We start from the raw sequence: 12,052 nt of genomic DNA, 5'->3' as shown, positions 1-12,052 counted from the left end.
TGGGTCCATTCGTTTGCGGGGCTATTTCGCCTCGTACTCGACCTCATCTTCCGCGATTGCCTGCGGGCGGCCGGTGACGAGGTAAAGGATCGTCATCAGGATCAGGAACGCGACGCCGACAATGAGCGCGGTGTGGAACTCCTCCATCCACACCATCGTGCCGAAGGTGAACAGGATGAACGCGACCGCGAACCATTGCCCGTACGGCCAGAACGGCACTGGGAACTTCAGGTCTTGCTCTTCGGCGGGGGAGATGTTGCGTCGGGAAGCAATGTGCGCGAGCAGGATCATCAGCCACACGAAGATGGTGGCGAAGGTAGCCAGCGCCGCGACAGTTTCGAAGATGTCGGGGTAGCGCTGGTTCAGGAAGACGCCGACGACGAGGGCGATGATCAGCATGACTACGGTCATCACCGGCACGTCGCGGTAGGTCTTCGCCATCGCCCGCGGTGCCAACTTCTCCTTGGCCAGCCCCGCGAGGACGCGGCCGGTGCCGAACAGGTCAGCGTTGATCGCAGACAGGGAAGCGCTCAGCACGACAACGTTGAGCAGTGCGGCCGCCCAGCTGACGCCGAGCGTGTCGAAGATTTGAACGAAGGGGGAGTCCTCGCCGTTGATGGTGCGCCACGGGTTGATCATCAAGATGATCAGGATGGACAGCACGTAGAAGATCAGGATGCGCGCCGGGACGGTGTTAACCGCCTTGGGGATGGAACGGTCCGGGTCCTCGGCCTCAGTGCCGGCAACGCCGATGATCTCGGTGCCGCCGAACGCGAACAGCACGAGGATGAAGGACGCCGCCATGCCGGAGATGCCGTTAGCGAAGAAGCCGCCGTCGCTCCAGAGGTTGCTCACGCCCATCGTCTCGGGCTGCGAGCCGAGGTTGAAGGCGAGGATTGCGGCACCACCGACGATCATCGCCACCACGGCGCCAACCTTGATCAGCGTGAGCAGGAACTCAAGCTCACCGAAGAGCCGGACCGCCGCCAGGTTCGCCGCGCTAATGATCAGCAGCGTGACTGTGATCCACACCCACGCGGGCGTGGTGGGGAACCAGAACTTCATATAGATCGTGATGGCCGTCAGGTCCGCCAGACACACGATCATCATCTCGAAGGCGAACATCCAGCCGGTGATGTAGCCGCCCCAGCCGCCGAGGTACTTGCGGCAGTACACGGCAAACGAGCCGCGGACCGGGTTGCGCACGCTCATCTCGCCGAGCGCGCGGAGCATGAAGTACACCACCGCGCCGCCGAGCAGGTACACTAGCAGCACGGACGGGCCGGCGGCCTGGATCGCACCGGCGGAGCCGTAGAACAGGCCGGTGCCGATGGCGGAACCGAGCGCGATGAAGTGGATGTGGCGGGCGGAAAGGCCCTTGCGCTTCGGTTTGGGCTTGTTAGCGGATTCAGATGGTGCAGTCATAACAGACATAACTGTGCTCTTTCGGGAAGCAATGCGCGAATCGGAGGCGCAGGGAATGGGATTGAGGTGTGCCCGAAGCTGGGCGGCGGCGTCCCGGTTGGCCATCGATAGGCAAAGTGCAATGCTTCGCGGACGGATCCGGGGGCGCGGCGCGAACGACATAAGCCTTGAAGCGTTGCCCGTGCTAACAAGAAACCCCCTGCGCGTTGAGCAGCAGAGGCTGTTAGCGCAGGGGGCTGGAGTCGGCCGGCACCGCGCTACAGATGATGATGCAGGCGGGCCGGCTGGGTATTCAGCAACGCAGAACGCTCGGCCGTGGCCGAGGTCGCAAATGCGGTGCTGTTGATCATGCCGACGACCGTAGCACGGCGGGTGGTGCCTTCGCAGCGGATTGTGGAAACTATTTGCCACAATGCTCGAAGAGCTAGGTCTGAGGTGGTCGTGATCCTCTAACGGCTCCCACGCGCCTACTGTCCGGAGCACTCGTTGCCGCCCGCGCCGGGGTCCATCGTCGGGGCTCCTTCGAGGTGTGGGGCAGGGGTGGCGTCGATAGGAAATGTGACCTGCACCACGAACTCTAGCGGGAGGTGTGTGACTTCGCCCGCCGAGAAAATCCAGGAATAGTTACCGGGGCGCACAATGGCGTACGCTGGGCCAGCGATGAGCATTTCCGAAAACGCCACCGGCGGCGAGAACGAGCCGGATATGAATGTGTCGGAAAACCAGAAAGACCCGCAGGATGTCGCGGCCGAAATCGTTGAGGCCGTAGTAGAGGACACCAGGGATGCGGGGGTTTCTGAGGAGACCGGCGCCACGGACACCGTGGCCATTGAAAACGACAATGATGTGCTGAAGCTTAACGACGAACCTTCGGCCGAACCCGCCGCCGAGCCCGAGAAGCCCGAAAACGGCTTTGAGAAGCTCGGCCTGCCCGACGAGGTCATCGAGGCGGTCAAGCGCGTCGGCTTCGAGCAGCCCTCGCCGATTCAGGCGCAGACCATTCCGCTGCTCATGGACGGCCGCGACGTGGTCGGCCTCGCACAGACCGGCACCGGCAAGACCGCGGCGTTCGCGCTGCCGGTGCTGTCCCAGATCGACCCGGAGAAGCGCTACCCGCAGGCCCTCGTGCTCGCGCCGACGCGTGAGCTGGCGCTGCAGGTGTCCGACTCCTTCCAGAGCTTCGCCGACCACATCGACGGCGTGAGCATCCTGCCGATCTACGGCGGCCAGGCCTACGGCATCCAGCTGTCCGGGCTGCGCCGCGGCGCCCAGGTCATCGTGGGCACCCCGGGGCGAGTGATCGACCACCTGGAGAAGGGCTCGCTGGACATCTCCAACCTGAGCTTCCTGGTGCTGGACGAGGCCGATGAGATGCTCAACATGGGCTTCCAGGAAGACGTCGAGCGCATCCTGGAGGACACCCCGGATTCCAAGCAGGTGGCGCTGTTCTCGGCGACGATGCCGAACGCGATCCGCCGCATCTCCCGCGACTACCTCAACGCCCCGGAAGAGGTCACCGTCAAGTCGGAGACGCGCACCAACACCAACATCACCCAGCGCTACCTGTTCACCGCGCACCGCAACAAGCTCGACGCGATCACCCGCATCCTCGAGGTGACCGAGTTCGAGGCAATGATCGTGTTCGTGCGCACCAAGAACGAGACCGAGGAGTTGGCCGAGAAGCTGCGCGCCCGCGGGTTCTCCGCCGCCGCCATCAACGGCGACATCGCCCAGCAGCAGCGCGAGCGCACCGTGGACCAGCTTCGCGACGGCCGCCTGGACATCCTCGTGGCCACCGACGTCGCCGCCCGCGGCCTGGACGTCGAGCGCATCTCGCACGTGCTCAACTACGACATCCCCAACGACACGGAGTCCTACGTCCACCGCATCGGCCGCACCGGCCGCGCGGGGCGAACCGGCGAGGCGATCCTGTTTGTCACCCCGCGCGAGCGCCGCATGCTGCGCTCCATCGAGCGCGTGACTAACGCGACCATCGAAGAGATGGACCTGCCCACCGTGGACGAGGTCAACGAGTCGCGCAAGGCCAAGTTCATGGACTCCATCACCGAGTCGCTCGAGGCCACCGACCTGCAGATCTTCAAGACCATGGTCCGCGAGTACTCCGCGGCGAACAACGTGCCTATGGACGACATCGCCGCCGCCCTGGCCACCCAGGCCCTGGCTGGCGACGAGTTCCTGATGAAGGAGCCGCCGCGCGACAAGCGCGACCGCCGCGACCGTGACCGCTTCGACCGCGACGATCGCCGCGGGCGCGGACGCGACCGCTTCGACCGCGACAACCGTGGCGACAGGGGCCGCGGCCGCCGCTTCGACGACAGCGGCAACTTCGACACCTACCGCCTGGACGTGGGCAAGCGCCAGCACGTCCGCCCGGGTGCCATCGTCGGCGCCCTGGCCAACGAGGGCGGGCTGAGCTCTAAGGACTTCGGCCGCATCACCATCGGCGGCGACTTCACCCTGGTGGAGCTGCCGAAGAACCTGGACCAAGCTGTGCTGGACCGCCTGGAGGACACCCGCATCTCCGGCCAGCTGATCAACATCCAGCGCGACCACGGCGCACCCCCGCGCGATCGCGGCGGCCGAGGCCGCGGCGGACGCGGGGGCTACCGCGGCGGACGCGGCCGCGACGACCGTGGCGACAGGGGCGATCGCGGTGGACGCGGAGGCTACCGCGGAGGCCGTGGCCGCGGCCGCGACGACAGGCGCGACCGCTGGGATTAATCCCCAATATTGAAGCAGCCGGCACAGCTCAAAAGCAGCGTGCCGGCTGCTTTGGGTTTGGGTGGGGGACTGGAGGGCGTCGATAGGCAAGGGTGCTAGGTTAATGCGCATGTCTTCCCAGCGCACGCGCCGAATTTCCCGAGCTCTCCTAGCAGCGGCCGTGGCGCTGGGGATGCAGTCCGTGCCCGCCGAGGCCCAGGTGCGTGTGGAGCAAGGCGCGCCCGTGCGCATCGACGGCACCGGCACCTGCACCATCGGCTTCAATGATCCCGCGCGCCACCGCAGCCTCGTCGCCGCGCACTGCGGAGCCGAAGGCGCGCGGGTCAACGCCGGCGGCGCCACCGGGACGCTATTCCGTTCCAAGGCCTACGACGGCCACCTGAGCAACGACTGGGCCGCCATCCAATGGGACGCAGGCGTGGCAGTCGGCGGCAACCGCTTTTCCGGCGACGCGTGGGTCCACCCAAATGACGTGCGCCTCGGCGAGACGATCTGCTACTTCTCCCGCACCCGCGGCGCGCAAACTTGCGGGCGCTTCTCCGGCTCCGCCGACGGCACCTTCTTCGTCGCGGCGCCGCTGAGCCACCCCGGCGACTCCGGCGGGCCCATGTGGGTGCCCGGGCGCGGCTTTGTCGGCGTGGTCTCCAGCATGTGGACCTCCAACCCGTTGCCGTTTTTGCGCGGCGGCGACTACGTCATCGGCATCGTGCCCCACGATGGCCCCGCCGTCCCCGAAGCTCGCCTCGTCGGCGTGTGGGGGCAGAACGTGCTGTTCGGCGGGCTGACCGGGCCTGTGGCGGAGGTGCTGCGCAAGGCGGTGGACGCAATCTTCCGCGTCTTCGCCGGCCTGGGCCTCGGCGGGCCGTCTGCGCTGCGGTACTCGTAGGGGGCCGGGCAGAACGACTCATACGCACAGACCCTGGGAGGCAAAGCCTGGGATCGCGCCGATTTTGGCCATTGCCAGGGTTTGCCTCCCAGGGTCTGTGCGCGGGGGAGGCGTCTCGAGCTCCGGCAACCGGGGCGAAACTGGCCCTACCAACAAGGCCCAGCCATTCGCCGAAGAATCGGGAATAGCTGGGCCTGTCTCAAGCGGAAACGCCCGCGCGTTCCTTACGCCGGGGTCGGCAGGAACATCAGGATCAGGGTGAGCATCCACAGCAGGTTGAAGATGCCGGCGCCGGCGGTTGCCTTTGCCTTGGACTTCTCAAAGTTGGTGGTCTGGTCGGCCGGGTCTGCGTCAGCGGCCGGCAGCGCGCCGAGGGTGCCCATCATCTTGCGCTGCTGCGGGATGACCATGCCCAGCAGGATCGCCCAGGCGATCACGGAGAGCACGATGGCGGTGTGGAACCAGTAGTTGGCCTTGTAGGTCTCCCAGTCGGAGGCGAGCACGGCGCCGCCGAGTAGCGGGACGAGCAGGGAGAGCATGCCGTAGGTCTTGGTGATGCGGTAGAGCACCGATGCACGGCCGGTGGCCTCCTCGCCGCCGGCGCGGGATTCTGCGACCTGGCGCGGGAACATCGAGGTAGACACGACAACGGGGCCGAGCAGCAGGATGGCCGCGACCACGTGCAGGAAGATGAGGAATGTAGTCATGTGCCCACACCTTACGGCATGGTGGGAAAATCCTCACAGCTCGCCGCGCGCCAGCAGCCCGGCGACCCCGGAGCACGCGCGCCGCACCGCCCGCAGGTCTGCCCGGGGCAAAGGAAGGGCATAGTGCTTTGCGACGTCCACGAGCCGGCGCCCATACGCACACCGCGCGCGCCTATCCGTGGGCATCCATTCGGACGGGAGTTTGTCGCCTTTGGCCTGGTTGGCGGCGGAGGACACGGCGACCAAATTGCGCGGGTCGTTGTAGAAGCGCTCGCGGGTGGCGGCGTCCCACCGGTGGGCGCCTAAGTCCCAGGCGGCGGAGACGGGCAGGACGTGGTCGATCTCCACGTCGTGGGGCAGAAGAAAATCCCCGGTGTAGGGGTCTACAACTCGGGGATTGCCCCACTGCGGCCAGGGCTGGGCGCAGTCCGCGTCAAAGGCGGCGGCCATCACCGCGGCGCGGGTGTCGCACCCGCCGGTGCCGGCGGCCCAGCCGGGGCCGAACTCGGCTCTGTCGTAGCCGAGGATGGTGGTGCGGTGGGGCACCGTTGGGACGTCGATAGGCAATCGCCCCGTGGGGAACGGCACCACCAGCACAGTGAGGGCGGAGAGAATACGAAGGTATAGGCGCATACCTTCTTAGACTGCGGTGGAGCCTCCGCGGTTCCGCAGCGCTGCGGCGAAGTCCTCGTCGGGGTGGGCGAGCGCATAGTCGGTGGCGGCCGCGGCGGTGTCGAACTCCTCTTCCACACCCTCCTTCGGGCGGGTGGCCAGGGAGACGACGACCATGGCCAGAGTAGCCAGGATGACGCCCGGGACGATCTCGTAGATCATGCCGGACAGCGCGTCCACGGAACCCCAGACAAACGAGGTGACGGCGCCGACGATCATGCCGGCGATCGCGCCCTGGGAGGTGAGGCGCTTCCAGTACAGCGACGCCACAACCACCGGCCCGAACGCGGCGCCGAAGCCGGCCCACGCGAAGCCGACCAGGCCGAGGATGGTGTCGGACGGGTTCAGAGCCAGCAGCATGCCAATCAGGGCAATGCCGATGACCATGGCGCGGGAGAGCACGAGCAGGGTGGTGTTGTTCGGGTTCTTCTTGAAGATGCGGTAGATGTCCTCGATGAGCGCGGACGAGGTGACCAGCAGCTGAGAAGACATGGTGGACATGATCGCGGCGAGTACGGCGGTGAGCACGATGCCGGCGATCAGCGGGTGGAACATGATGCGGGCCAGGTCCAAAAAGACGGTCTCGTAGCCGGACTGGTCGGTCACGGACGCGGACTTCTGGCCGAAGTAGACGGTTGCCACCAGGGCGGTGAAGATGCCGCCGAGGTAGCAGATGGCCACCCAGATGGTGCCGGTGCGGCGGGCCGCCTTCGCCTCAGACGGGGAGCGCAGCGCCATGAAGCGGGTGATGATGTGCGGCTGGCCGAAGTAGCCCAGGCCCCATGCGATGTTGCCGATGATGGTGGCGGCGGACACGCCGGCGACCATGTTGAAGTAGTCCGGGTTGCCGTGCTCCCAGGGGCCGTACGGGTTTGAGGTGGCCCAGCTGAAGATGTCGGACGGGTTGTCCAGGGACATCAGCGCCATGACCGGCACGGTGATCAGGGCGAGGAACATCAGGCCGCCCTGCACAACGTCGGTGTAGCTCACGGCGAGGAAGCCGCCGATGAAGGTGTAGAGCACCGTGATGGAGCCGACGATGAGCACGCCGTGGATGTATTCGCCGCCGAAGGTGGATTCGTAGTAGCGGCCGCCGGAGACCATGCCGGAGGAGACGTAGAAAGTGAAAAAGAAGATGATGATCACGGCGGAGGTGAAGCGCAGCACGCGCGAGGTGTCGTGCGTGCGGTTTTCAAAGAAGCTGGGCAGCGTGATCGAGTTCTTAGCTACTTCGGTGTAGGCGCGCAGCCTTGGTGCGATCCACTTCCAGTTGGCCCAGGTGCCGATGAACAGGCCGATGACAATCCACAGCTCGCTCATGCCCGCGACGAATAGGGCGCCGGGCAGACCCATGAGCAGCCAGCCCGACATGTCCGATGCGCCCGCGGAGATGCCGGCGACCAGTGGGCCGAGGCCGCGGTCGCCGAGGACGTAGTCGTCGTACTTCTCCGTTTTGCGCCAGGAATAGAACCCGATGGCGACCATCAGCCCGAAATACAGGACGATGGCCAGCACGAGCCAGAAACTGTCAGACATGTGCACTCCCTTACGTCGGTGGTCGGTGTAAGTTTCGCCACACTGTAACGCATCCTTCCGTCGCGCTGTATTGATTTGCAGAATCGGCTGAGTGTGGGCTGAAAGATTTTGTTCGAACGCTCGGCGGGGGCGATGTCGGCGTCGGTGGTATAAGGGTGGGTATGCCTGAATACCTTCTCCATGGCCTGTGGCTCCCCGAGTCCGGGCTTTCGGTGTGGGTTGAGCGCGTACAGGGACACCGCATTGTGACCATGGATGACGTGCCGCCCGGCACGTTTCCGCCGATCGTGCATTCGCTTTTGGACGACCAAAGGTTCCGCCACTTCCATACCCTGATCCTGCAAACCCCGAAGGGCCGGCACGTCAGCTTGCGGGCGCCGTTGGCGCAGTTCGCGCCCGAGGATGCGGTGCGCTTTTTGGACAACCTGGCGCACCTGGACGGGGATTCGCCGGCGGCAACGCCCGCGCAGCGCGAGGCGGTCGCGCCGGACATGTACTGGATCCTGCGCATGTATCGGGGTCTGACCCAGTTCGTGCGCGCGGGGCGCGTGAGCATCAACGTGCCGTACCACGACGGGCTGTGGTACGCGCAGTGGCAGTTGGGCACCGGACTGGAGGAGCGCAGCTGGCTGGCGGAGATGATCGCCGCCTCGCCGGGTGTGCTCACAGTGAACAACGCGAACCTGAGCGAGGACTGCGCGCAGATGCTCACGCACTGGATCGCCACGGAACGCCTGCAGGGCGCGGTGGAGAAGGCGGCGACGAGGCCGTACCCATGGCACGATTTTGTGAAGTCGCTGCTCTACAGCATCCCGCTGCGCCGCGGCGGGGCGGTGCTGGCCCGCCAGATGGGGGATTGGAACGGCACGATCACGGCGGTGAACATGCAGCTGGTGTTCATTGTGGAGTCGCCAGACGGGGCCGAGGAGTCGGGCCCGGACACGCTGTGGCCGGTGCGGGTGCAGGTACGTTCCAGCGCGGATTCGCCGCGGCCGGTGCGGCTGGGGGATTACGACTCGAAGACGGCCGACGTCCTGCGCGGCCAGCTCGACCGGGCAATCGCGGTGACCTCGCTGGCGGATCCGGCACAGCACGGCCGGTTCCGCTCCACCGTGGACCAGGGCTTCGACCCCAACGCGGGCGACTGGGACCTGTACTTGAACGGCGACGAAATTGTGAAGTTCGTCCGCGAAAGCGCCGCGACCCTGCGGGCCCACGGCTTTGTGGTGCTGCTGCCGCGTGCGTGGGCGACGGCGGAGACGGCGTCGAAGCTCAAGGTCAGCGAGCACCAGGACCCGCACGATTCCTCCACCGTGACCATGATGGGCTTTGACGCCCTGGTCAAGTACGACTGGCGGCTGTCCGTCGGCGGCGTGGAGCTTTCGGACGAAGAGATGGCGGAGCTGGTCAAGTCCAAGTCCGGCCTGATCAAGCTGCGCGGCGAGTGGGTGCTGGCGGATAGCCGCGAGGTGGCCAAGACGGCGAAATACCTGGAGAAGCTGCGTGACACGTCGCTGAAAAACGCGATGCTGGAGGCGGAGAGCGCCATCAAGCGCGCCCGCATCGCGCAGGCCGCCGGCTCAGAGGACGCCGAGGAGCTGCAGCGCCTCGCCGAGGAGGCGCAGGCGGAGTACGAGCGTCTGAAGGCCGCCGAGGGCGAGGGCGTGGTGTCTGCCGCGGAGCTGCGCCAACTCGCGTTGGAGTCGGGCACGGACAGCCCGATCGAGTTCACCGGCTCGCCCTGGTTCACCTCCCTGGTCGGCGGCACGGACCGCCCGGCGCCGGAGCGGGTGGACATCCCGGACACCGTCACCGCCGAGCTGCGCGAGTACCAGCGCCGCGGCGTGGACTGGCTGTACTTCATGTCCCGCAACAACTTGGGCGCGGTGCTTGCGGACGACATGGGGCTGGGCAAGACCCTGCAGCTGCTCACCCTGCTCGCGGTGGAAAAGGCGAAGGGCACGAGGTGCGGCCCGTCGCTGATCGTGGCGCCGACGTCGGTGGTGAACAACTGGGCGCGCGAGGCCGCCCGCTTCGTGCCGGATATGCGCGTGCGCGTGCACCACGGCGCGGGCAGGCTCAAGGGCGACGACCTGTTCGCAGCCGCCGAAGACTCCGACATCGTCATCACCTCCTACGGCACCGCCGCGCGCGACGCCAAGGATTTGGCGTCGGTGCAGTGGGATCACGTGGTGTTGGATGAGGCGCAGGCGATCAAGAACGCGGGCACGCAGTCGTCGAAAAGCGTTCGCGCAATTCCCGCACGACACCGCATCGCGCTGACCGGCACGCCGATTGAAAATAAGCTTTCTGAGCTGCGCAGCATCCTGGATTTTGTGAATCCGGGCATGCTGGGCTCGCAGAGTTTCTTCCGCAACCACTTCGCCAAAGCCATCGAGTCGCGCAGGGACCCGGAGCTTGCGGACGAGATGGGCGAGCGGCTGCAGCGCCTCACCGCGCCGTTTATCCTGCGCCGCCTGAAAACGGACACGGCGATCATCTCGGACCTGCCGGACAAGGCCGAGCACGTCATCGCCGTGGACATGACCCCGGAGCAGGCCGCGCTGTACAAGGCGCTGGTGGACAGCACGCAGGCGGAACTGGACGAGCGCAAGGGGATTGCGCGAAAGGGGCTCGTGCTGGCCACGATTACCCGCATCAAGCAGGTGTGCAACCACCCGGCGCACTTTCTTGGCGATGGCTCCGCGGTCACCGACAAAGGCCGCCACCGCTCCGGCAAGGTGGAAAAACTCATGGAGCTTCTGGAAGAAGCCGCCGCGTCCGACCAGCGTGTGCTGATTTTCACCCAGTACAAGGCGTTCGGCGACTTTTTGAAGCCCTACCTGTCCGAGCGCCTCGGCGAGGACGTGCCGTTCCTCCACGGCGGCGTGGGCAAATCCGCGCGCGACGCGATGGTGGAGCGTTTCCAGCAGCCGGACGGGCCGCGCGCGATGATCCTCAGCCTGAAAGCCGGTGGCACCGGCTTGAACCTGACGGCGGCGTCCATGGTCATCCACTTGGACCGCTGGTGGAACCCGGCGGTGGAAAACCAGGCCACGGACCGCGCGTTCCGCATCGGGCAGGAGAAGAACGTCACGGTGTACAAGATCATCACCCGCGGCACGATGGAGGAATCCATCCAGGACATTCTGGACGGCAAGACCCAGCTCGCCGGCGCCGTGGTGGGCCAGGGCGAGGGCTGGATCACCGAGCTGGGAACCGAGGAGCTCGCCCAATTGATCAGTTACAGGGGGCAAAATGACTGAGAAGAAGAAGCGCCCGCAGGATAACAACGTCATCTACGCCAACTTCGGCGCGCGCAAACGTGTGTCCAGCGCGGCGGAAACTGGCGGCACGGACGTCGGCACGTTCCGTCCGCGGTCGCTGTCGCCTGCGGCGATGACCATTTACAACGCCGCGGTGCGCCAGACCGACGTGGGCCGGGCGAAACGTGGTGCGGAGTACGCCGCCCGCGGGCATGTGGTGGAGCTGCAGGCGGTGTCCCACGGTGTGCGCGCGGCGGTGGTGGGCAGCCAGAATGACCCGTTCCGGGTGGCTATGTACTTGCCGCGGCGCCACGCCGAGGAGATCCGCGAGGCCACCAGCGCGATCGTGCGGGCGCCAGGGTCCATCGCCGCGGCGAAGGCTGGCACGCTCGCGGAGGATGTCTTGGAGATTCTGCTGTGCAGAACTCCGCAGGAGGTCACCTTCCACTGCGACTGCCCGGACGGCGCGGCCGTGTGCAAGCACGCCGTCGCCGTGGCGCAGCGCACCGCGGAGCTGATAGATAAGGACCCGAGCGTCATCTTCACCATGCGCGGGCTGCGCCTGGAGGAGCTGGAAAACCGGAAGCGCAACCAGGCGGATGACCTGGCCAGGGAAAACGCCGAGCCCGGCTCGGAGTACTTCTGGTCCGGCCGGGAGCTTCCAGAGCTGCCGCGTCCGAAGGTGGCGCCGATGATCGAGGACTCCGACATCGACCTGCTCCACCGCGCGATGCAGACCGTGTCGTTCACCAACATCGACCAGTTGCGCGCCGTGGCGGACATCGAAGATCTCTACGACGAACTCACCCGTTAGCTCA

The 12,052-nt window shown here is 66.2% G+C and carries 8 protein-coding genes; 4 read left to right on the top strand and 4 right to left on the bottom strand.

From position 1 onward, the window contains the following. Positions 1 to 21: 21 nt before the first annotated feature. Entirely contained in the window at positions 22 to 1,425 is a 1,404-nt protein-coding gene (locus MHY23_RS00525) for an amino acid permease (protein ID WP_239305961.1), read from the bottom strand. 660 nt (positions 1,426 to 2,085) lie between these two features. On the opposite strand from MHY23_RS00525, the gene MHY23_RS00520 reads away from it, so the two are divergent. After that, on the top strand, positions 2,086 to 4,167 hold the full coding sequence (locus MHY23_RS00520) for a DEAD/DEAH box helicase (RefSeq protein WP_239305960.1): 2,082 nt from the start codon (positions 2,086 to 2,088) through the stop codon (positions 4,165 to 4,167). Positions 4,168 to 4,276: 109 nt separating this feature from the next. Continuing rightward, on the top strand, positions 4,277 to 5,053 hold the full coding sequence (locus MHY23_RS00515) for a S1 family peptidase (protein ID WP_239305959.1): 777 nt from the start codon (positions 4,277 to 4,279) through the stop codon (positions 5,051 to 5,053). Between the two features lie 224 nt (positions 5,054 to 5,277). On the opposite strand, the gene MHY23_RS00510 is transcribed toward MHY23_RS00515, so the two are convergent. From MHY23_RS00510 to putP, 3 genes are read right to left on the bottom strand one after another with little or no spacing between them, the layout of a single operon-like run. After that, entirely contained in the window at positions 5,278 to 5,760 is a 483-nt protein-coding gene (locus MHY23_RS00510) for a DUF2269 domain-containing protein (RefSeq protein ID WP_181888206.1), read from the bottom strand. A gap of 33 nt (positions 5,761 to 5,793) precedes the next feature. Further along, on the bottom strand, positions 5,794 to 6,393 hold the full coding sequence (locus MHY23_RS00505) for an HNH endonuclease family protein (RefSeq protein WP_181888207.1): 600 nt from the start codon (positions 6,391 to 6,393) through the stop codon (positions 5,794 to 5,796). 6 nt (positions 6,394 to 6,399) lie between these two features. Next, complete coding sequence (putP, locus tag MHY23_RS00500; RefSeq protein ID WP_239305958.1) at positions 6,400 to 7,968, bottom strand: sodium/proline symporter PutP; 1,569 nt, start codon at positions 7,966 to 7,968, stop codon at positions 6,400 to 6,402. A gap of 161 nt (positions 7,969 to 8,129) precedes the next feature. Here putP and MHY23_RS00495 point away from each other — a divergent pair, with 161 nt between their 5' ends. Together MHY23_RS00495 and MHY23_RS00490 are read left to right on the top strand one after the other, a co-directional pair. Then, entirely contained in the window at positions 8,130 to 11,234 is a 3,105-nt protein-coding gene (locus MHY23_RS00495; RefSeq protein ID WP_239305957.1) for a DEAD/DEAH box helicase, read from the top strand. Further along, positions 11,227 to 12,048 carry a hypothetical protein gene (locus MHY23_RS00490; RefSeq protein WP_181888210.1) on the top strand — a complete coding sequence of 274 codons (822 nt, stop codon included), beginning with the start codon at positions 11,227 to 11,229 and terminating at the stop codon, positions 12,046 to 12,048. The genes MHY23_RS00495 and MHY23_RS00490 overlap by 8 nt, the downstream gene beginning before the upstream one ends. Positions 12,049 to 12,052: the final 4 nt, after the last annotated feature.

This window comes from Corynebacterium sp. ACRQP (assembly GCF_022345915.1).
Taxonomy (GTDB): Bacteria; Actinomycetota; Actinomycetes; order Mycobacteriales; family Mycobacteriaceae; genus Corynebacterium; species Corynebacterium lehmanniae.
This window is presented reverse-complemented; position numbering and strand designations above follow the sequence as displayed.

Coding starts and splice junctions, on each gene's coding strand:
- putP (WP_239305958.1), bottom strand. CDS start 7,968: ATGTCTGACAGTTTCTGGCTCGTGCTGGCCATCGTCCTGTATTTCGGG.
- MHY23_RS00515 (WP_239305959.1), top strand. CDS start 4,277: ATGTCTTCCCAGCGCACGCGCCGAATTTCCCGAGCTCTCCTAGCAGCG.
- MHY23_RS00525 (WP_239305961.1), bottom strand. CDS start 1,425: ATGACTGCACCATCTGAATCCGCTAACAAGCCCAAACCGAAGCGCAAG.
- MHY23_RS00490 (WP_181888210.1), top strand. CDS start 11,227: ATGACTGAGAAGAAGAAGCGCCCGCAGGATAACAACGTCATCTACGCC.
- MHY23_RS00495 (WP_239305957.1), top strand. CDS start 8,130: ATGCCTGAATACCTTCTCCATGGCCTGTGGCTCCCCGAGTCCGGGCTT.
- MHY23_RS00505 (WP_181888207.1), bottom strand. CDS start 6,393: ATGCGCCTATACCTTCGTATTCTCTCCGCCCTCACTGTGCTGGTGGTG.
- MHY23_RS00510 (WP_181888206.1), bottom strand. CDS start 5,760: ATGACTACATTCCTCATCTTCCTGCACGTGGTCGCGGCCATCCTGCTG.
- MHY23_RS00520 (WP_239305960.1), top strand. CDS start 2,086: ATGAGCATTTCCGAAAACGCCACCGGCGGCGAGAACGAGCCGGATATG.